At 67.5% G+C, this 20719-nt stretch carries 19 protein-coding genes; all 19 read left to right on the forward strand.

The features are described from left to right. Positions 1 to 53: 53 nt before the first annotated feature. Positions 54 to 1127 carry an Mrp/NBP35 family ATP-binding protein gene (locus tag E7811_RS17085; RefSeq protein WP_136395895.1) on the forward strand — a complete coding sequence of 358 codons (1074 nt, stop codon included), beginning with the start codon at positions 54 to 56 and terminating at the stop codon, positions 1125 to 1127. Positions 1128 to 1949: 822 nt separating this feature from the next. Then, the gene (locus E7811_RS17090) at positions 1950 to 2492 is read left to right on the forward strand and encodes a division/cell wall cluster transcriptional repressor MraZ (RefSeq protein ID WP_136395896.1); all 543 of its coding nucleotides are present in this window, start codon (positions 1950 to 1952) and stop codon (positions 2490 to 2492) included. A gap of 3 nt (positions 2493 to 2495) precedes the next feature. Next, a complete protein-coding gene (gene rsmH, locus E7811_RS17095; protein ID WP_136395897.1) occupies positions 2496 to 3497 on the forward strand; it encodes a 16S rRNA (cytosine(1402)-N(4))-methyltransferase RsmH in 1002 nt (333 codons plus the stop codon). Further along, entirely contained in the window at positions 3497 to 3844 is a 348-nt protein-coding gene (gene ftsL, locus E7811_RS17100) for a cell division protein FtsL (RefSeq protein ID WP_136395898.1), read from the forward strand. The genes rsmH and ftsL overlap by 1 nt, the downstream gene beginning before the upstream one ends. A 1-nt stretch (position 3845) precedes the next feature. Further along, positions 3846 to 5633, forward strand: coding sequence for a peptidoglycan D,D-transpeptidase FtsI family protein (locus E7811_RS17105; RefSeq protein ID WP_136395899.1), 1788 nt, complete (start codon positions 3846 to 3848; stop codon positions 5631 to 5633). A gap of 28 nt (positions 5634 to 5661) precedes the next feature. After that, the gene (locus tag E7811_RS17110) at positions 5662 to 7143 is read left to right on the forward strand and encodes a UDP-N-acetylmuramoyl-L-alanyl-D-glutamate--2,6-diaminopimelate ligase (protein ID WP_136395900.1); all 1482 of its coding nucleotides are present in this window, start codon (positions 5662 to 5664) and stop codon (positions 7141 to 7143) included. Beyond that, a complete protein-coding gene (locus tag E7811_RS17115) occupies positions 7143 to 8591 on the forward strand; it encodes a UDP-N-acetylmuramoyl-tripeptide--D-alanyl-D-alanine ligase (RefSeq protein WP_136395901.1) in 1449 nt (482 codons plus the stop codon). Before E7811_RS17110 ends, E7811_RS17115 begins: the two co-directional genes overlap by 1 nt. Then, positions 8592 to 9674, forward strand: coding sequence for a phospho-N-acetylmuramoyl-pentapeptide-transferase (mraY, locus tag E7811_RS17120; RefSeq protein WP_136395902.1), 1083 nt, complete (start codon positions 8592 to 8594; stop codon positions 9672 to 9674). Positions 9675 to 9870: 196 nt separating this feature from the next. Continuing rightward, positions 9871 to 10131, forward strand: a complete 261-nt coding sequence (locus E7811_RS17125) for a YjhX family toxin (protein WP_136395903.1) — start codon at positions 9871 to 9873, stop codon at positions 10129 to 10131. A gap of 154 nt (positions 10132 to 10285) precedes the next feature. Then, entirely contained in the window at positions 10286 to 11686 is a 1401-nt protein-coding gene (gene murD / locus E7811_RS17130; RefSeq protein WP_136395904.1) for a UDP-N-acetylmuramoyl-L-alanine--D-glutamate ligase, read from the forward strand. Between the two features lie 104 nt (positions 11687 to 11790). Continuing rightward, entirely contained in the window at positions 11791 to 11994 is a 204-nt protein-coding gene (locus E7811_RS17135) for a hypothetical protein (protein WP_136395905.1), read from the forward strand. Positions 11995 to 12122: 128 nt separating this feature from the next. Beyond that, entirely contained in the window at positions 12123 to 13289 is a 1167-nt protein-coding gene (locus E7811_RS17140; RefSeq protein WP_136395906.1) for a peptidoglycan glycosyltransferase FtsW, read from the forward strand. Positions 13290 to 13293: 4 nt separating this feature from the next. Continuing rightward, on the forward strand, positions 13294 to 14406 hold the full coding sequence (locus tag E7811_RS17145; RefSeq protein WP_136395907.1) for a UDP-N-acetylglucosamine--N-acetylmuramyl-(pentapeptide) pyrophosphoryl-undecaprenol N-acetylglucosamine transferase: 1113 nt from the start codon (positions 13294 to 13296) through the stop codon (positions 14404 to 14406). After that, the gene (gene murC, locus E7811_RS17150; RefSeq protein ID WP_136395908.1) at positions 14403 to 15818 is read left to right on the forward strand and encodes a UDP-N-acetylmuramate--L-alanine ligase; all 1416 of its coding nucleotides are present in this window, start codon (positions 14403 to 14405) and stop codon (positions 15816 to 15818) included. Before E7811_RS17145 ends, murC begins: the two co-directional genes overlap by 4 nt. Continuing rightward, positions 15815 to 16072 (forward strand): DUF2484 family protein, encoded by a 258-nt coding sequence (locus tag E7811_RS17155; RefSeq protein ID WP_136395909.1) that lies wholly within the window; start codon positions 15815 to 15817, stop codon positions 16070 to 16072. Before murC ends, E7811_RS17155 begins: the two co-directional genes overlap by 4 nt. A gap of 401 nt (positions 16073 to 16473) precedes the next feature. Continuing rightward, entirely contained in the window at positions 16474 to 17397 is a 924-nt protein-coding gene (gene murB / locus E7811_RS17160; RefSeq protein ID WP_136395910.1) for a UDP-N-acetylmuramate dehydrogenase, read from the forward strand. A gap of 38 nt (positions 17398 to 17435) precedes the next feature. Beyond that, complete coding sequence (locus E7811_RS17165) at positions 17436 to 18359, forward strand: D-alanine--D-alanine ligase (RefSeq protein ID WP_136395911.1); 924 nt, start codon at positions 17436 to 17438, stop codon at positions 18357 to 18359. Continuing rightward, positions 18347 to 19282 carry a cell division protein FtsQ/DivIB gene (locus E7811_RS17170; RefSeq protein WP_136395912.1) on the forward strand — a complete coding sequence of 312 codons (936 nt, stop codon included), beginning with the start codon at positions 18347 to 18349 and terminating at the stop codon, positions 19280 to 19282. Before E7811_RS17165 ends, E7811_RS17170 begins: the two co-directional genes overlap by 13 nt. Beyond that, positions 19279 to 20613, forward strand: a complete 1335-nt coding sequence (gene ftsA / locus E7811_RS17175; RefSeq protein WP_136395913.1) for a cell division protein FtsA — start codon at positions 19279 to 19281, stop codon at positions 20611 to 20613. Before E7811_RS17170 ends, ftsA begins: the two co-directional genes overlap by 4 nt. Positions 20614 to 20719 lie beyond the last annotated feature (106 nt).

Consider the following 20719-nt stretch of genomic DNA (forward strand, 5'->3'; position numbering starts at 1 on the left):
TTCTTTGGGGAAAACGCGGCACATTTGCCTGATAGTCATGCAGAGGAAGAACGATGGCCCTGTCCCGTGCCGATGTCGAACGTGTCCTTGCCTTGGTTCCGCTGCCCGGTGGCGGCGACCTTGTCAGCCGGGATCTGATTCGTGCCCTGCGGGTCGAGGGCGGTCAGGTCGCCTTCGTGATCGAGGCCGCGACGCCCGAGGAGGCGCGCGTTCTTGCCCCCGTCCAGCCCCAGGTCGAGGCCGCGCTGAAGGCGCTGCCGGGCGTGACATCGGTGCAGGTGGTGATGACGGCGCATGGGCCTGCGGCCAAGGCCGCGCCGCCCACGCTCAAGATCGGCCAGCATCCGACGCCCCAGCAGGGCGGTCCGCAGCGGCTTGCGGGCGTTGACCGGATCGTGGCGATCGCCTCGGGCAAGGGCGGGGTTGGCAAGTCGACGGTGTCGTCGAACCTTGCCGTGGCCCTGGCCCGGCAGGGCCGGCGCGTGGGCCTTCTCGATGCCGATATATATGGTCCGTCCCAGCCGCGGATGATGGGCGTCAACAAGCGCCCCGCCAGCCCGGACGGCAAGACGATCATCCCGCTTCAGGCGCATGGCGTCACCGTGATGTCGATCGGCTTCATGCTGAAAGAGGATGAGGCGGTCATCTGGCGCGGTCCGATGATCATGGGCGCGCTGCAACAGCTTCTGACGCAGGTCGATTGGGGGCCGCTCGACATCCTGCTGATCGACCTGCCGCCCGGGACGGGCGACATCCAGCTGACGCTTTGCCAGCGCACGGCCTTGACCGGGGCGATTGTCGTTTCGACGCCCCAGGACGTGGCGTTGCTGGACGCGCGCAAGGCGCTCGACATGTTCATGAAGCTGAAGACGCCGGTTCTTGGCCTTCTGGAGAACATGTCGACCTATGTCTGCCCCAATTGCGGGCACGAGGCGCATATCTTCGGGCATGGCGGTGTCGCCGCCGAGGCCGCGCAGCTGGGTCTGCCTTTCCTGGGCGAGATCCCGCTGGATCTGTCGGTTCGGCTTGCAGGCGACGCGGGGACGCCGATCGCCGCGGGCGAGGGGCCGGTGGCCGAAGCCTATGCGCGCCTTGCCCAACGTCTGATCGCCGGCGGCATGGCCTGAGCCGGCAGCGGGCGGTCGATTCATGGGCGCGGCCTTCCGGCCTTCGCGCCCGATCCCGCGGCCGTGCTGTTCGAAAGCCGTTTTCCTGCGACTGATCCCGTTTCGCGGCGTTCCATCCGTGCGCGGTTCTTTCCTGTGCGTTCCCGTGCCGGTCGCCGGGCGGGTGCAAACATGGGAAACCATGGGAAATGTGATGCCGAATGCCCCTGAAAACCGAATCACCTGGCCGTGACTAGGCGTGAAGACGCCCCTCGCCCCATGCTTTCTGCGGGATTTGTCAGGTCATAGCGTGGCGCAGGGGCCACATTTCTGATGATGCCGCAAATCTTCCGGGAAATCATGGGAATGGTCGGGGGAGGCTTCGGTTGTCTATATATGGTATGTCTTTTGAATTAATGTCCCATTTGTTGCGCCTCAGGGCCGGAATTTGACACAAGATGAGGGATTTGGGGCCGGCGGTGCACAAGATATTCCCGATCTTGCCCAAAATTTTCCGTTGCGTCCCATAAAGTCCCATGCCAATCCTTGCTCATCGGAAGACGGAACAAGACAAGCGCAGGGGCAGCCAAAGACCCCGAACAAGGCGAAAAAGGTCAGGTTTCATACAGGCATCCGCCTTCCGAAACGAAGAGATCCGGCGGCGCGAGAGCAGCATCTCCCCCAGGTGACGCGCACGACTGGACGCCCAGCGATGGGACAGGACGGCGGATTGAGCAGTGGCAGCCGCTCAATCCGCCGCTTTCCGTTTAGGACCCCGCCTTCGGGGTCGGGGAAGGCGAAGGCAAGGGACAGGGCCGGAAAGGCCGAACAAGGACGAGGGACGTGTCAGAGTCTTTCAGAGGCGAGTTCAACCAGAAGGTTGACGCGAAAGCCCGGGTGTCGATCCCGGCCGCTTTCCGCCGCGTGCTGGAGGCAGGCGACCCGGAATACAGCCGTCCCGACCGCGCCGATGGCGCAAAGCCCCGTTTCGTCATCGTATACGGCGGCAAGGACGGCGACGACTATGCCGTCGGCTATACCATCAGCCAGATGAAGCGGGTCGAGGCGCAGATCCGTCGCCTGCCGTCCGGCACCAAGCAGCGCAAGGCGCTGGAACGCAACCTTGTCACCCTGTCGCAGCTGGTCGAGGTGGATGACGACGGCCGCATCGTCCTGCCGCCGAAGGCGCGCGATCGGATGGGTGTGACCGCCGAGGATCTTAAGGCCGGGTTCGAGGCCACCTTCGCCGGAACGCTGGAAACCTTCCAGCTGTGGAAGCGTGACACCTATGAGGCGGCTCAGGAGGCCGAGATCTCGCTCGACGATCTGTTGGATGACGGCGCGGATCTGACGTCGCTTCTGCCGCACGACGACCCGGAGGGCTGACGGATGGCGCAACGCGATCCGTCGCCAGATCGCCAACCCCATGTTCCGGTGCTTCTGCGCCCGCTTCTGGCCGCTGTCGCCCCCATCAGCGGCGTCTGGCTTGACGGGACTTTCGGCGCGGGCGGCTATGCGCGCGGGCTGCTGGCCGCAGGCGCCGACCGTGTGATCGGGGTGGATCGCGACCCGCTCGCGCTGGACATGGCCGCAGGCTGGGCGGGCGACTATGGCGACCGGCTGCGCCTTGTGCAGGGCACATTCTCGGATCTCGACCAGCATGCCGGCGAACCGCTGGACGGGGTGGTTCTGGATCTGGGCGTGTCCTCAATGCAGCTTGACCAGGCCGAACGCGGGTTTTCCTTCCTGAAGGACGGGCCGCTGGACATGCGGATGGGGCAGGAAGGGCCTTCCGCCGCCGATCTGGTGAACGAGGCCGACGAGGCCGCGCTGGCCGATATCCTTTATCACTACGGCGAGGAACGCGCCTCGCGCCGGATCGCCCGCGCCATCGTGGCCGCCCGCGCCGTGGAGCCGATCACCACGACGCTGCGCCTCGCCGACATCGTGGCCGGATGCCTGCCGCGCCCGAAACCGGGGCAAAGCCACCCGGCGACACGCAGCTTCCAGGCGATCCGCATTGCCGTGAACGCGGAATTTTCCGAACTGGTGGAAGGGCTTGAGGCGGCCGAACGCGCGCTGAAACCCGGCGGCCTGCTGGCGGTCGTCACCTTTCACAGCCTTGAGGACCGGATCGTGAAGCGCTTCATGCAGCTTCGTTCCGGGCACGAGGGGCAGGGCAGCCGCCATGCCCCGGCGCGGGCGCAATCGGCCCCGGCCTTCGAACCCGTCACCCGCAAGGCGATCGGCCCGGACGAGGCGGAGCTCGCCGAAAACCCCCGCGCGCGGTCCGCCCTGCTGCGTGTCGCGCGCCGCACCTCGGCCCCTGCGGGCCATGTCGACCCGGCCGCCCTTGGCGTGCCCCAGATCAACCGGAAAGGACGTCGCTGATGCGCCCCGTCTTCTATGTCCTCACCTTCCTCGCCGTGATGGGCCTTGGCTTCTGGGCCTACAAGCAGAACTACACCACGCAACAGGCGTTGCGCGATGTCGACGCCCTGCAATCCGAAATCGCCGACCTGCGCGAGGCGCTGGCGCTGCAACGCGCCGAATGGGCCTATCTGAACCGCCCCGACCGCCTGCGCGAACTGGCCACGATCAACTTTGACCGGCTCGGGCTTTTGCCGATGGACCCGTCGCAATTCGGCGCGGCGCGTCAGGTGGCCTATCCCGCGCCGGTGCTGCCGGTGATCGAGGGGGCAATCGAGGTGATGGGCGAAACCGAGGGGGGCCTGTAAGATGATCCGCACGCCGCTGCGCCCGCTGGCGCGCATCCTGTCGGCCCGCGCCAAGGGCGAGAACCCCGACGCGATCGAACGCGAAAACCTGCGCCTGCGGCACGAGGCGATGCGCGACAAGGCGCGCACCCGCGCGGAACTGCGGCTTTTGCTGCTGGGGCTGGCCTTCTTCATGGCCTATGGCGTGATCGGCGCGCGCATGGGGCTGCTGGCGGCCTCCGAACCGATGGAACCGCGCGCCGCCGCCTCGGGTGCGCAGATCCTGTCGCAGCGGGCCGACATCGCCGACCGCAACGGGCGCATCCTGGCCACCAACATGCTGACCCATTCGCTTTACGCCCATCCGCGCGACATGGTCGATCCGGCACGGGTGGCGCGCGAACTGGCGGCGATCTTCCCCGACATGGACGCGGCTGCGCTGGAACGGCGGTTCACCGACGGGCGCAGCTTCATGTGGATCCGCAAGGTCCTGTCGCCCGAACAGATGCAGAAGGTGCACGAAATCGGCGACCCCGGCCTTCTGTTCGGCCCGCGCGAGATGCGCGTCTATCCGAACGGTGACCTGGCTGCGCATGTCCTGGGCGGGGCGTCCTTCGGGGCCGAAGGCGTCCATTCGGCCGAGGTGATCGGCACCGCCGGCATCGAAAAGGCACTGGACGCCCGGCTTCGCGATCCGGCGCAGGCGGGCGAGCCGCTGATGCTGTCGATCGACATGACCATCCAGGCCGCCGTCGAGGAAATCCTGGGCGCCGGCATGCAGATGATGAACGCCAAGGGTGCCGCCGCGATCCTGATGGATTCCCGCACGGGCGAGATCCTGTCCCTGGCCTCGCTGCCGGATTTCGACCCGAACGACCGCCCGAACCCGCTGGTCAAGGGCGATCCGGGCGACAGCCCGCTGTTCAATCGCGCCGTGCAGGGCGTCTATGAACTGGGTTCGACCTTCAAGATCTTCGCCACCGCCCAGGCGATGGAACTGGGGCTGGTGAACGCGGATACGATGGTGGACGCCAATGCACCGATGCAATGGGGCAAGCACCGGATCAAGGAATTCCAGAACAAGAACTACGGCCCGCTTCTGTCGGTCACGGATGTGATCGTGAAGTCCTCGAACGTGGGCACGGCGCGGCTTGCGCTTCAGATCGGCGGGTTGCGGCAGCAGGCCTTCCTGAAATCGCTTGGCTTCTTCGATCCGACCCCGCTGGAACTGGTCGAAGCCCCCGGCGCAAAGCCTCTGTTGCCGCCGAAGTGGCCTGAAATCGTAACAATCACAACGTCTTATGGGCACGGGATGTCGGCAAGCCCGATGCATCTGGCCGCCGCCTATGCGACGATCGCCAATGGCGGGATCGCGGTGAAGCCGACGCTTCTGAAGCGCGACACCCCGGCCGAGGGCGTGCGCGTCCTGTCCGAACCCGTGGCGCGCGCCTCGGTCGACATGCTGCGCCAGGTGGTGACGCGGGGCACGGCCTCGATGGCCGAGGTCGAGGGCTATGCGGTCGCGGGCAAGACCGGCACCGCCGACAAGCCCAAGCGCACCGGCGGCTATTACAAGGACAAGGTGATCAACACCTTTGCCGCCATGTTCCCGGCCGATGACCCGCGCTATGTGCTGATCGTCACGCTGGACGAACCGGTGAACACGATGGGGACGGAGCCCCGCCGCACCGCAGGCTGGACAGCCGTGCCGGTCGCGGCCGAGATCATCCGCCGCAGCGCGCCCCTGCTGGGTCTGAGGCCGGTCATTGAACTTGGCCCCCCGGATGGGATAACAGCCGTGCGCAATTGACGGACCGGGATCGGCGCGGGGGCAGGGCATGACGGCGGGCACGAAGACACTGGCGGAACTGGGCCTGACGGCACGCGGCGGACGCGGCGCAACGGTCACGGGGCTTGCCGTGGACAGCCGGGCGGTGAAGCCCGGCTTTCTGTTTGCGGCGCTGCCCGGCAGCCGCGTGCATGGCGGCGAGTTCATCGAATATGCGCTGCGGATGGGCGCGGTCGCGATCCTGACCGATGCCGAAGGCGAACGGCTTGCGGCAGGGGCGCTTGAGGGAACCGAGGCGGCGGTGGTGCTGTGCGCGGATCCGCATCAGGCGCTGGCCGGCGCGGCGGCGCTCTGGTTCGGGGCGCAGCCCGAAACGATGGTCGCCGTGACCGGCACCAACGGCAAGACATCCGTCGCCACCTTCACCCGGCAGATCTGGATGGCGCTTGGCCATGCCGCCATCAACATCGGCACGACCGGCGTCGAGGGCGCGTGGGAGGCCCCTTCGGCCCACACCACGCCCGACCCGATCACGCTTCACCGGATGCTGGCCGATGCGGCGGCGGCCGGTGTCACCCATGCGGCGATGGAAGCCTCAAGCCACGGGCTTGACCAGAAGCGGATGGACGGCGTGCGCCTTGCCGCGGCCGGGTTCACCAACTTCACCCAGGACCATCTGGATTACCACAAGACGTTCGAGGCCTATTTCGATGCCAAGGCGGGTTTGTTCGACCGGCTCCTGCCGCCCGAGGGCGCGGCGGTCATCAACCTGAACGATCCGCGTGGGGCCGACATGGCGGCCATTGCCCGCGACCGGGGCCACCGGCTGATCACGGTGGGCAGTGACGGGTCTTGCGACCTGTCGATCGCCGCGCAGCGGTTCGACGCCACCGGGCAGGAGGTGCGCTATCTCTGGCAGGGACAGCCGCATCAGGTGCGGCTGAACCTGATCGGCGGCTTCCAGGCGGAAAACGTCGCGCTGGCCGCCGGGCTGGTCATCGGCGCGGGCACGCCGCCCGCCGATGTCTTTGCCGTCCTGCCCCGGCTTTCGGGCGTGCGGGGGCGGATGCAGCTGGCCGCGACGCGCGGCAATGGCGCGGCGGTCTATGTCGATTACGCCCATACGCCCGATGCGATCCAGACCGCGCTGCGTGCGCTGCGCCCGCATGTCATGGGGCGGCTTGTCATCGTCTTTGGCGCGGGCGGCGACCGCGACCGGGGCAAGCGCCCGTTGATGGGCGAGGCCGCGCGCGAGAATGCCGACGTGCTGTTCGTGACCGATGACAATCCCCGCAGCGAGGACCCCGCCGCCATCCGGGCCGAGATCATGGCCGCCTGTCCCGAGGCGAACGAGGTGGGCGACCGGGCCGAGGCGATCCTGCGCGGCGTCGATGCCCTTGGGCCGGGCGATGCGTTGCTGATCGCGGGCAAGGGGCATGAGACGGGGCAGATCATCAAGGGAGAGGTCTATCCCTTCGACGACGTGGAACAGGCTTCGATTGCCGTGGCCGCCCTGGATGGGGTGATCTGATGGCCGCGCCGCTCTGGACCTCTGCCGATGCCGCTGCCGCCACGGGCGGACGCACGACCGCCGACTGGACCGCGACGGGCGTCTCGATCGACACCCGGACCCTTGCGCCCGGCGACCTGTTCGTCGCGCTGAAGGATGTCCGCGACGGGCACGACTTTGTCGCGCAGGCGCTGGAAAAGGGCGCCGCCGCCGCTCTGGTCAGCCGTGTCCCCGAAGGCGTGTCGCCCGACGCGCCGCTTCTTGTCGTGCCCGACGTGCTGGCGGCGCTTGCCGATCTGGGCCGGGCCGCGCGTGCCCGGACAACCGCGCGCGTGGTCGGTGTGACCGGGTCGGTCGGCAAGACCTCGACCAAGGAAATGCTGCGGCAGGTGTTGGGCGGGCAGGGCGCGGTTCACGCGGCCGAGGCCAGCTACAACAACCACTGGGGCGTGCCCCTGACGTTGGCGCGGATGCCCGCCGACACCGATTTCGCCGTGATCGAGATCGGCATGAACCATCCCGGCGAAATCGCGCCGCTGGCGCGGATGGCCGATCTGGACGTGGCGATGATCACCACGGTCGCGCCGGCGCATCTGTTCAGCTTCGAAAGCATCGAAGGCATCGCGCATGAAAAGGCCTCGATCCTCGAAGGGTTGCGGCCCGGTGGCGCGGCGATCCTGCCCGCCGATCTGGCGGTGACGCCGATCCTGACCGACAAGGCCGCCGCCCTGGGCGCGCGCCTTGTGCTTTTCGGCGAGGCACCGGGCGCCGATTACCGGCTGACGCAGGCACAACTGACCGCCGATACCACCGTGGCCCAGGGCCAGACACCGGTCGGCCCCCGGCTTTTCAAGGTGATGACGCCCGGGCGGCATTTCGCCGTCAACGCGCTGGCGGTTCTGGCGGTGGCCGATGCGCTTGGTCTTGATCCGACCATCGCTGCCCATGACCTTGGCCGCTGGTCGCCGCCCGCCGGTCGCGGCACCCGCGAACGGATCCTTCTTGATCTGGTGGAAGAGGCGGGTTTCGACCTGATCGACGACGCCTTCAACGCCAATCCCGCCTCGATGGCCGCAAGCCTCGAGGTGCTGGCCCTGACCCGGCCCACCGATGGCGTGGGCCGCGTGCAGGAGGGCCGCCGGATCGCGGTTCTGGGCGACATGCTGGAACTGGGCGAAACCGAACTGGCGCTTCATGCCGACATCGCCCGGCATCCGGCGCTGGCCTCGGTCGCGGTCGTGCATTGTGTCGGCCCCCGGATGCGGGCGCTGCATGAGGCGCTGCCCCGCCGCCAGCGCGGCGAATGGGTGGAAACCGCCCCCGAACTTGCCGCCCGCATCCATCACTTGATCGACGCGGGCGACGTGGTGCTGGTGAAAGGGTCCAAGGGGATCAAGGTCAGCCTTGTTGTTGACGCGCTCAAGAAACTGGGGCAAGCGACCGCCTCCAAGACCGATGGGACCGAGTGAATGCTGTATCTGCTGACCGAATTCTCCGATGGCGGGGACGTCTTCAACCTCTTCCGCTACATCACCTTCCGGGCGGGCGGGGCTTTCGTGACCGCGCTCGTCTTCGGGTTCATGTTCGGTCGCCCGCTGATCAACCTGCTGCGCCGCAAGCAGGGCAAGGGCCAGCCGATCCGCGATGACGGCCCGGCCACGCATTTCGCCAAGGCGGGCACCCCCACGATGGGGGGGCTTCTGATCCTGTCGGCGCTTCTGTTTTCCACGCTGATGTGGGCAAGGCTCGACAATCCCTATGTCTGGATCGTGCTTCTGGTCACCTTCGGCTTCGGCCTGATCGGCTTTGCCGACGATTTCGCCAAGGTCACGAAGCAGAACACCAAAGGGGTGTCGTCGCGGCTGCGGTTCCTGCTGGGGCTGGTGATCGCGGGGCTGGCGGCCTTTGCGGCGGCCTCGTTCCACCCGCCCGCGCTGACCAATGAACTGGCCTTCCCCTTCTTCAAGGATGCGCTGCTGAACCTCGGAATCTTCTTCGTGCCGTTCGGGATGATCGTGATCGTCGGCGCGGCCAATGCGGTGAACCTGACCGACGGTCTGGACGGGCTGGCCATCATGCCGGTGATGATCGCGGCCGGAACGCTTGGCGTGATCGCCTATGTCGTGGGCAACTTCAACTTCACCGAATATCTGGGCGTGCATTTCGTGCCCGGCACGGGCGAATTGCTGATCTTCACCGCGGCGCTGTTCGGCGGAGGCCTCGGGTTCCTGTGGTACAACGCCCCGCCCGCGGCCGTCTTCATGGGCGATACCGGGTCGCTTGCGCTTGGCGGCGCGCTTGGCGCGATCGCGGTCTGCACCAAGCACGAGATCGTGCTGGCGATCGTCGGCGGTCTTTTCGTCGTCGAGGCGCTGAGTGTGATCATCCAGGTGCTTTACTTCAAACGCACCGGGCGGCGCGTGTTCCTGATGGCGCCGATCCACCACCATTTCGAAAAGAAGGGATGGGCCGAGCCGCAGATCGTGATCCGCTTCTGGATCATCTCGCTGATCCTCGCGCTGATCGGCCTTGCCACGCTGAAGGTGCGTTGACCGCACGCCCGGATGGGGCTATCCCTGCGGCATGTCCACCAAGCGCTGACGGAGCGTTGATGTCAGAGAATGTCACACTTGCCTGACAGCATGACCCGGCCCTGAACGGGGCCGGTCCGGAGCTGTCATGAGCAAGAACGCGCGGCCTGCGACAGGCGCCGCGGGTTTGACGTGACTTTTTCGACGGACATTTCCGATGAACATATCCAAGGCAGAACAGCGCGTTCTGCATGTGCTGGCCCTCGGTGGCCTGATCCGCCATGAGTTCGATGACCGTGGGCGGCTTTCAGACGTCACCTGCTTTACCCGCGACGGTCTGGTTCTGGCTGATTGTGACATGGCGCTGTTTCAACGCCTGCGCAGACGCCGCCTGATCGGCTCGCTAGGTGGGGCGCCCTACCGGATTACCCTCAAGGGTCGCCGGGCGGTGCGCGCCCAACCCGACAATCAGGGCTAGAGGGCGGGGCCGCCCCCATTTTCTGTCCTTAAATATCCCACGGGGGGTCCGGGGGGTGTGAAACCCCCCGGCCTCGCCGCCGCAGTCCCGCCCGGCCCCTTTCCTTGCCCTTCGCGCCCGGCTATGCCTTGGGGCATCGAACAGGGGGCAAGGCATGATCGCGGTGCAGGGTGTGCAGGGGCAGAAGGTCGCGGTGCTGGGCCTCGGCCGGTCGGGGCTGGCCACGGCGCGGGCGCTGGTTGCGGGCGGGGCCGAGCCGCTTTTGTGGGATGACAGCCCCGAAGCGCGCGCCAAGGCCGAGGCGGAAGGGTTTACCTGCCATGACCTGACGCGCAACGCGGCCTTCGAGGGTGTGGCCGCGCTGGTCGTCTCGCCCGGCATCCCGCATCTCTACCCCGCGCCCAATCCGGTGATCGCCCGGGCGATGGATCTTGGCGTGCCGGTCGACAATGACATCGGCCTGTTCTTCCGCAGTCTCTCGACCCCGGAATGGGACAATTTCGACACCGTGCCGCGCGTCATTTGCGTTACCGGGTCGAACGGGAAATCCACGACCACGGCGCTGATCCACCACATCCTGGCCGAGGCCGGGCGACCGACGCAGATGGCGGGCAACATCGGGCGTGGGGTCCTGGATATCGACCCGCCGGGCGAGGGCGAGGTGATCGTGCTGGAACTGTCCAGCTATCAGACCGACCTTGCCCGTGCGCTGACGCCCGATGTGGCGGTCTTCACCAACCTGTCGCCAGATCATCTGGACCGGCATGCCGGCATGGGCGGGTATTTCGCGGCCAAGCGGCGGCTTTTCGCCGAGGGCGGGCCGGACCGCGCGGTGATCGGCGTGGACGAGGTTGAGGGGCGCTATCTGGCCAACCAGCTGGCGCAGGGCGCAGGGGATGACCGGGTGATCCGCATCTCGTCGGGCCAGAAGCTTGACGCCTTTGGCTGGTCGGTCTTTGCCCGCAAGGGGTTTCTGGCTGAATGGCGGCATGGCCGGCAGATCGCCTCGATCGACCTGCGCGAGGTGAAGGGCCTGCCGGGCGCGCACAACCACCAGAACGCCTGCGCCGCCTATGCGGCGGTCCGCAGCCTGGGCCTTGCCCCCAGGCAGATCGAGGCGGCGTTGCATTCCTTCGGCGGCCTGCCGCACCGCAGCCAGCTTGTGGGCGAACGGGGGGGCGTCCGGTTTGTCAACGACAGCAAGGCCACCAACGTCGACAGCGCGGCCAAGGCGCTTCAGGCCTTCCCGCGCATCCGCTGGATCGCGGGCGGCATGGGCAAGGACGGCGGCATCGCCGCGTTGCAGCCGTTCCTCGGGTCTGTGGTCAAGGCCTATCTGATCGGCCATTCGGCGCGCGACTTCGCGCTTCAGATCGGCCAGACCCCGCACGAGATCTGCGAGACGATGGACCGCGCCGTGGCGCGGGCCGCCGAAGAGGCGCAGGCGGGCGAAGTCGTGCTTCTGGCGCCCGCGGCCGCGAGTTTCGACCAGTATCCGAACTTCGAAAAGCGCGGCGAGGATTTCACCGCCCGCGTGCGCGCGCTGATCGGCTGATCCGTCCCGCCGCCCGGCACCTGTCCCGCGCTTCGCCCCGTCGCCCCGCAATCGCCGCAATCGCAGCCGATACTGCCGGGGTTTTGCGACCAAAGGAGTGCGAGTTGTTCGAGCGTTGGAAGAAGCGGCGCGAAGCCGAACGCATGGCGCGTTACATCACACATCCGCGCGACGCGCGGCGGATGGACGGCGATGTGCCGTCCTACTGGGGGCAGGTCGGGCGCATTCTTCTTTTCGATGCGCTGGTGCTGGCCGGGCTTGTCCATGCGCTGATGCGGCTCGGCGTGGTCCCGCCGCTGAACGGCTGAGCCCGTCCCGGACCTTGCCCGGGGGATGACGAACCCCTAGCCATGGGCGCCGTTCTGGTCTAATGTTTGCCCAACAGACCCGGGGACACATCCGGGCAGAGGCAAGCAGGCGTATTCAGGCGGTTCCCATGACTGAGATGGTCTATGGCTCGGCCCCCGTGCGGGTGACAGAGCCGGTTCTACCCAAATGGTGGCGCACCATCGACAAATGGTCGATGACGGCCGTGCTGGTGCTGTTCGGGATCGGGCTTTTGCTGGGCCTGGCCGCCTCGGTTCCGCTGGCCGAACGCAACGGGCTCGACCCGTTCTTCTATGTCCAGCGGCAGGCCATCTTCGGCGGGCTCGGCATCGCGACGATGATCGGCGTGTCGATGATGCCGCCGGGAATGGTGCGGCGGATCGCTGTCCTGGGCTTCATGGGTGCGTTGCTTTCGCTTGCGCTCTTGCCCTTCATCGGAACCGATTTCGGCAAGGGCGCGGTGCGCTGGTTCTCGTTCGGCTTCGCTTCGGTCCAGCCTTCGGAATTCCTCAAGCCCTGCTTCATCATCCTGACCGCCTGGCTGATGGCCGCCGCCCAGGATCTGAACGGGCCGCCGGGGCGGATGATCTCGTTCGGGCTTGCGGTGACGATCGTCCTTCTGCTGGCGATCCAGCCCGATTTCGGACAGGCCGCGCTGGTCCTGTTCGGCTGGGGCGTGGTCTATTTCGTCGCGGGCGCGCCGATGACGCTGATCCTGGTGATCCTGGGCCTTGTGGGCGTGGCCTCGGTCTTTGCCTATAACACCTCGGAACATTTCGCCCGCCGCATCGACGGCTTCCTCTCGCCCGAGGTCGATCCCCGCACGCAGCTTGGCTATGCCACGAACGCCATCCAGGAGGGCGGCTTCTTCGGCGTGGGTGTGGGCGAGGGGCAGGTGAAATGGTCGCTGCCCGACGCGCATACCGATTTCATCATCGCCGTCGCGGCCGAGGAATACGGCCTTGTCCTCGTCCTCTGCATCATCGCGCTTTATGCCACGATCGTGGTGCGGTCGCTGCTGCGCCTGATGCGCGAACGCGATCCCTTCATCCGGCTGGCCGGGGCGGGCCTTGCCTGCATCTTCGGGGTGCAGGCGATGATCAACATGGGCGTGGCGGTGCGGCTTCTGCCCGCCAAGGGGATGACGCTGCCCTTCGTCAGCTACGGCGGTTCGTCCGTCATCGCCGCCGGGATCACCGTCGGGGCGCTGCTGGCGATGACGCGGAGCCGTCCGCAGGGCGAGATCGGCGACATTTTCGCCCGCCGGGGGCGGTAGGGCCATGCCAGGGCGCAACCCGCTTCTGATGATCGCGGCCGGGGGCACCGGGGGGCACATGTTTCCGGCCCAGGCCCTGGCCGAACATTTCATCGCCCGCGGCTGGCGGGTGAAACTTTCGACCGATGCGCGGGGCGCGCGCTATGCGGGCGGCTTTCCCGCCGCCGTGCAGATCGAACAGGTGGCCTCTGCCACCTTCGCGCGCGGCGGCGCGCTGGCGAAACTGGCCGTGCCCTTCCGCATCCTGGGCGGCGTCCTTGGGGCAACCTTCGGGATGCTGGTCGACCGTCCCGCGGTGGTGGTGGGCTTTGGCGGCTATCCCTCGATCCCGGCCCTTGCGGCGGCCTGGATCCTGCGGCGGCCGCGCATGATCCATGAACAGAACGGCGTCCTGGGGCGTGTGAACCAGGTCTTCGCCCGGCGCGTCGACGCGGTGGCCTGCGGCACCTGGCCCACGACCCTGCCTGCCGGCGTCGAGGGCACCCATACCGGCAACCCGGTGCGTGCCGCGGTCCGCGACCGCGCGGGCGCGGGATACATCCCGCCGGGCGACTATCCGATGAGCCTTCTGGTGATCGGCGGCAGCCAGGGCGCGCGCATCCTGTCCGAGGTCGTCCCCGCCGCCGTGGCCGCCCTGCCGGAACGCATCCGCCACAACCTGCGCGTCAGCCATCAGGCCCGCGACGAGGATATGGCCCAGGTTATCGCCACCTATGACGCGGCGGGCATCCGGGCCGAGGTGCAGCCCTTCTTTTCCGACATCCCGCGCCGCCTGTCCGAGGCGCAGCTTGTGGTCTCGCGCTCGGGGGCCTCATCGGTCGCCGACATCAGCGTGGTCGGCCGTCCGTCGATCCTGATCCCCTTTGCCGCCGCTACCGCCGACCACCAGACCGCCAACGCCCGCGGGCTGGTCGAAGGCGAGGCCGCGATCCTGATTCCCGAATCCGCCCTTGACGCGGCCAGCCTGTCGGCGCAAATGGCCGCCGTCCTTGAAAACCCCACCGCCGCCGAACGCATGGCCGCCAATGCGCTGGCCCAGGGGCGGCCCGACGCAACCGAACGACTGGCCGAGATGGTGCTGCGGCTGGCCAAAGACACGCCAGAGGAACCCCGATGAACGCCGCGACGAAACTGCCCCTGGAACTGGGGCCCATCCATTTCATCGGCATCGGCGGCATCGGTATGTCGGGCATCGCCGAGGTCCTGATGACGCATGGCTACACCGTGCAGGGCTCGGATGCGAAAGCCTCGAAGATCACCGACCGGCTGGTAAGCCTGGGCGCCACCTTCTTCGAAGGCCAGCGCGCTGAGAACATCGGCGAGGGCGTGTCGGTCGTCGTGATCTCGTCCGCGATCAAGCGCGGCAACCCCGAACTGGAAGAGGCCCGCCGCCGCGGCCTTCCCGTGGTGCGCCGGGCCGAGATGCTGGCCGAACTGATGCGGATGCGGTCGAACATCGCGATCGCGGGGACGCATGGCAAGACGACGACCACCACGATGGTCGCGACCCTCCTGGACAAGGGCGGCTTTGATCCCACCGTGATCAACGGCGGTGTGATCCATGCCTATGGCTCGAATGCGCGGGCGGGTGCGGGCGAATGGATGGTGGTGGAGGCCGACGAAAGCGACGGCTCGTTCAACCGGCTGCCCGCGACCATCGCCATCGTCACCAACATCGACCCCGAACATATGGAGCATTGGGGCGATTTCGACGCGCTGCGCAAAGGGTTCTACGATTTCGTCACCAATATCCCGTTCTACGGCCTCGCCGTCTGCTGCACCGACCACCCCGAGGTGCAGGCTCTGGTGGGCCGCGTGACCGACCGCCGGGTCGTGACCTTCGGCTTCAACGCCCAGGCCGATGTGCGCGCCGTGAACCTGACCTATGAAAACGGTGTGGCGCATTTCGATGTGGCCCTTCAGGGCGAGGGCGAAGGCGCCGTGATCGAAGGCTGCACCCTGCCGATGCCGGGCGACCACAACGTCTCGAACGCGCTGTCGGCGGTGGCCGTGGCCCGCCATCTGGGCATGAAGAAGGATGAAATCCGCGCCGCGCTGGCCGGTTTCGGCGGCGTCAACCGCCGCTTCACCCGCGTGGGCGAGGTGGGCGGCGTCACCATCATCGACGATTACGGCCACCATCCGGTAGAGATCGCCGCCGTGCTGAAGGCCGCGCGGCAGGCGACCAAAGGCCGGATCATCGCCGTCCATCAGCCGCACCGCTACACGCGCCTGTCGAGCCTCTTCAACGATTTCTGCACCTGCTTTAACGAGGCAGACGTGGTGGCCATCGCCGAGGTCTATTCGGCGGGCGAAGACCCGATCCCCGGCGCCAGCCGTGCCGATCTGGTGGCGGGGCTGATCGCCCACGGCCACCGCCACGCCCGCGCGATCATGGACGAGGCCGACCTGGCGCGCCTGGTGAAGGAACAGGCCCGCCCCGGCGACATGGTCGTCTGTCTTGGCGCGGGCACGATCAGCACCTGGGCCAACAACCTGCCCGCGCGCCTGACGGACAAGGCCGCATGACGGGCGCCAACCTCGCCCTCGGCGCGGCCTGCCTCTGGTTCCTGGCCGCCAACCTGATCGCCGTGCTGCCAAGCCGCGACCACCACTGGCGCGCGGCCTATGGCCTGATCGCCGTGGGCGTGCCGATCCTGGGCTGGGTCGTCTATACCAACGGCCCGTGGATCGGCCTTCTGGTGCTGGCGGCAGGCGCCAGCGTCCTGCGCTGGCCGCTGCGCTACCTCGGCCGCTGGGTCAAGGCGCGCGTGCGGCCCTGAGGGCCACCTTTTGTTGCGCAGCCCCTGACTGCCGTCAAAGCCGCTGCGGTTGGGCAACAAGTCAGGACTGATGCCATCGCGCTGGAACAGGAAAGCAACCCTGCCGAGCCGCCCTATGATCTGTAACTTAACACGTTGAAACATATAGTTTCACGCAGATCCAAGTGAGCCTTGTTCAACGCGAAGGGCTTCGGGCAACGGGGTCGGAACACTGGCGCTTCCGGACCCGCCGGTATGATCGTCCTGGTCATCGTGGCATTGACCCTGCGCAAACCCCTTCAACCTGAACCAAATACCCAAAATTCGTCCGCGCCGCTCGCATCATGTGCGGGGCAGGGGCGCCACCTTTCCTCGCCCCACTTCCCGCGATATAAGCCCATCGTCCAAACAAGGCCCCTGCGATGACCCTGCCCACCCCCCGTGGACCCCTGACCCCTGACCGGCCCTTGGCCGATCTCACCTGGCTGCGCGTGGGCGGGCCTGCGGACTGGCTGTTCCAGCCTGCGGACGAGGCCGATCTGGCCGATTTCCTGCGCGCGCTGCCGCCCGAGGTCCCGGTCTTCCCGATGGGGGTCGGGTCGAACCTGATCGTGCGCGACGGCGGCATCAGGGCGGTGGTGATCCGGCTCGGGCGGGGTTTCAACGGGATCGAGGTGGCGGGCGACCGGGTCACGGCGGGGGCGGCGGCGCTCGATGCCCATGTGGCGCGCCGCGCGGCCGAGGCCGGGCGCGACCTGACCTTCCTGCGCACCATCCCCGGCTCGATCGGCGGTGCGGTCAGGATGAACGCGGGCTGCTATGGCCAGTATGTCGCCGACGCGCTGGAAAGCATCCGCATCGTCACCCGCGACGGGCGGGTGGAAACCCTGCCTGCCGCTGCGCTGAACCTGCGCTACCGCCAGTCGGACCTGCCCGAGGGGGCGGTGATCGTCTCGGCCACCTTCCGCGCGCCCGAGGGCGATCCGGCCGCGCTTTCCGCGCGGATGGACGACCAGATCGCCAGGCGCGACGCGAGCCAGCCGACGAAGGACCGGTCGGCGGGGTCCACCTTCCGCAATCCGGCCGGGTTTTCATCCACCGGGCGGGCGGACGACAGCCACGAACTGAAGGCCTGGAAGGTGATCGACGACGCGGGCATGCGCGGGGCGACGCTTGGCGGCGCGCAGATGAGCCCGATGCATTCGAACTTCCTCATCAACATCGGGGGGGCAACCGCCGAAGACCTCGAAAATCTGGGGGAGGAGGTGCGAAAAAGGGTTTTCCAAAACAGCGGGATCACGCTAGAGTGGGAAATCATGCGGGTGGGCGAACCAGCCGCGAAATAACGACAATAACGGGCGCAACAGCCCGGTGAGGCAGTAAGATGGCGGGAATGTCGGGCAAGGCATCCCCCCGTGTGGCGGTGCTGATGGGTGGGCTTTCCGCAGAGCGGGAGGTGTCGCTTGTCACCGGGCGCGCCTGCGCCCAGGCCCTGCGCGCGGCGGGATACGATCAGGTGATCGAGGTCGATTGCGGCCTGGACCTTGCCGCACGACTGGCCGAACTGAAACCCGATGTCTGCTTCAATGCCCTGCATGGCCGCTGGGGCGAGGACGGCTGCGTCCAGGGCATGCTGGAATGGCTGCGCATCCCATATACCCATTCGGGGGTCATGGCCTCGGCCATCGCGATGGACAAGGCCCGCGCGAAAGAGGTCTACCGCGCCGCGGGCCTGCCGGTGGTGGACAGCGTGATCGCCCGCCGCGAGGATGTCGAGGCGGGCCATGTCCTGCCGCCGCCCTATGTGGTCAAGCCCAACAACGAGGGGTCTTCGGTCGGGGTCTACATCGTCCATCCCGGATCGAACGCGCCGCGCCTGTCGGACAGCATGCCCGCGACGGTGATGGTGGAAACCTACGCGCCGGGGCGCGAGCTGACCTGTTCGGTGATGGGGGACCGCGCGCTGTGCGTGACCGACATCATCACCCAGGGCTGGTATGATTTCGACGCCAAGTACAAGCCGGGCGGGTCGCGCCATGTGCTGCCCGCCGAACTGCCGGACGAGATCACGGCAGCCTGCCTTGACTATGCGCTGCGCGCCCATCGGGCGCTTGGCTGCCGGGGTCTTAGCCGCACCGATTTCCGCTGGGACGAGGCGCGCGGGCTGGCGGGCCTGATCCTTCTGGAAACCAATACCCAGCCGGGGATGACGCCCACCTCGCTTTCGCCCGAACAGGCCGCGCATTGCGGCATCCCGTTCCCCGAACTCTGTCGCTGGATCGTGGAGGATGCCTCATGCGACCGCTAGGCGCCGCCCCCCGCCGTCTTGCCCCGCCCCATGCCGGAGCCGATGCCCGCCCGGCAACCGCCGCGCGCCGCGATCCCGCCCCTAGCCGCGTCGCCTACCGCCTTCACCGGCTGTGGCTGACGCCGGTCTTCCGGGTGGCCATGCGGGTCGGCATGCCCGCCTTCGTTCTGGCGCTGGCGTCGGGGGTTTTCCTGTCCGACGATGCCCGGCGCGAGGCCGTGGTGGCCAAGTGGACCGAAATGCGCGAGGCCTTCGAGCAGCGCCCCGAATTCATGGTCAGCATGATCGCCGTCGACGGCGCCTCGAACGACCTTGCGGATGCGGTGCGGAAGGCTGCGGCGCTGTCGCTGCCGCGATCCTCGTTCGATCTGGATCTGGATGCCGCGCGGATGCGGATCGAGGCGCTGGATGCCGTCCGGTCTGCGGAACTGCGGGTGAAGTCGGGCGGCGTGGTGCAGATCGACATCACCGAACGGCTGCCTGCCGTGGTCTTGCGCCGCGAAACGGCGCTGGAGTTGCTGGACGCAGAGGGGCATCGCGTGGCGATGTTGCTGGCGCGTGGCGACCGACCCGACCTGCCGCTTCTGGCCGGAACAGGGGCCGAGGACGCGGTGCCCGAGGCGCTGGCGCTGGTGGCGGCGGCCGAGCCGATCCTGCCACGGCTGCGCGGCCTTGTGCGGATCAGCGAACGGCGTTGGGACCTGTTGCTGGACCGCGACCAGAGGATCCTGCTGCCCGCCGATCAACCTGTCCGCGCGCTGGAACGGCTGCTGGCGCTGGACAAGGCCGAAGACCTGCTGGCGCGCGACATTGCCGCTGTGGACCTTCGGCTGAAGGCCCGCCCCGTGCTGCGCCTGGCCCCCTATGCCCTGTCGCAACTGCGCGGGATTGACGAGACCGAGACCGTGGGAGACGACCTGTGACCGACCTGTATCAGAGCCAGCGCGCCATGCGGCACATGCGCAAGACCGCGATGCAACGCGGCGTGATCGCGATCCTCGACATCGGCAGTTCCAAGATCGCCTGCCTGATCCTGCGCTTCGACGGGCCGGAACGCCTGCGCGAGGTCGATGGGGTCGGGCCGATGGCCGGGCAATCCTCGTTCCGGGTGATCGGGGCCGCAACGACCCGGTCGCGCGGGGTGCGCTTTGGCGAGATCGCGGTGATGAACGAAACCGAACGTGCGATCCGCACGGCGGTGCAGGGGGCGCAGAAGATGGCGGGCGTGCGGGTCGATCACGCGATCGCCTGCTTCTCGGGGGCAGAGCCGCGCAGCTACGGGCTTGCCGGTGAATGGGACCTTCAGGACAGCGTCGTGACCGAACAGGACGTGGCCCGCGTGCTGGCCGCCTGCGATGTGCCCGACATCGGCCACGGTCGCGAGGTGCTGCACGCCCAGCCGGTCAATTTCGCGCTGGACCACCGCACGGGGCTGGCCGATCCGCGCGGCCAGATCGGAAACCGGCTGGCCTGCGACATGCATCTTCTGTCGGTCGATGCCGATGTGGTGCAGAACCTGCTTTACTGCATCAAGCGCTGTGATCTGGAACTCGCCGGGATCGCTTCGTCGGCTTATGTCTCGGGCATTTCCTCGCTGGTCGAGGACGAACAGGAACTGGGTGCCGCCTGCATCGACATGGGCGGCGGATCGACCGGCGTGTCGATCTTCATCAAGAAGCACATGATCTATGCGGATGCCGTGCGGATGGGGGGCGATCATGTCTCGCTCGACATCTCGAAGGGTTTGCATGTGCCGCTGGCCACGGCCGAGCGGATCAAGACCAAGCACGGCGGGGTGCATGCCACCAGCATGGACGACCGCGACATGATCGAGATCGGCGGCGACAGCGGCGACTGGGAGAAGGATCGCCGCCAGGTGAGCCGGACCGAGCTGATCGGGATCATGCGGCCGAGGGTCGAGGAGATTCTGGAAGAGGTGCGCGTGCGGCTTGACGCGGCGGGCTTTGAACACCTGCCCAGCCAGCAGATCGTGCTGACCGGCGGCGCAAGCCAGATCCCCGGTCTTGACGGGCTGGCCTCGCGCATCCTGGGCCAGCGCGTGCGCCTTGGCCGCCCGCTGCGTGTGCAGGGGCTGCCGCAGGCCGTTACCGGGCCTGCCTTTGCCTCGGCGGTGGGGCTGTGCCTGTTCGCGGCCCATCCGCAGGACGAATGGTGGGATTTCGAGGTGCCGACCGAAAAATACCCGGCAAGGTCGCTCAAGAGGGCGCTCAAGTGGTTCAAGGACAACTGGTGATCCGCAAGATACAGCGGTCATGGCGAAATCCCGCTGAAACGGGCCGTATTCCCCCAATATTTTGTGGGAAAGCCTGTTTTTTTCGTGACCTCGCGGGGAACTGTGG

The sequence above is a fragment of the Aliigemmobacter aestuarii genome, assembly GCF_004799285.1.
Classification (GTDB): domain Bacteria; phylum Pseudomonadota; class Alphaproteobacteria; order Rhodobacterales; family Rhodobacteraceae; genus Aliigemmobacter; species Aliigemmobacter aestuarii.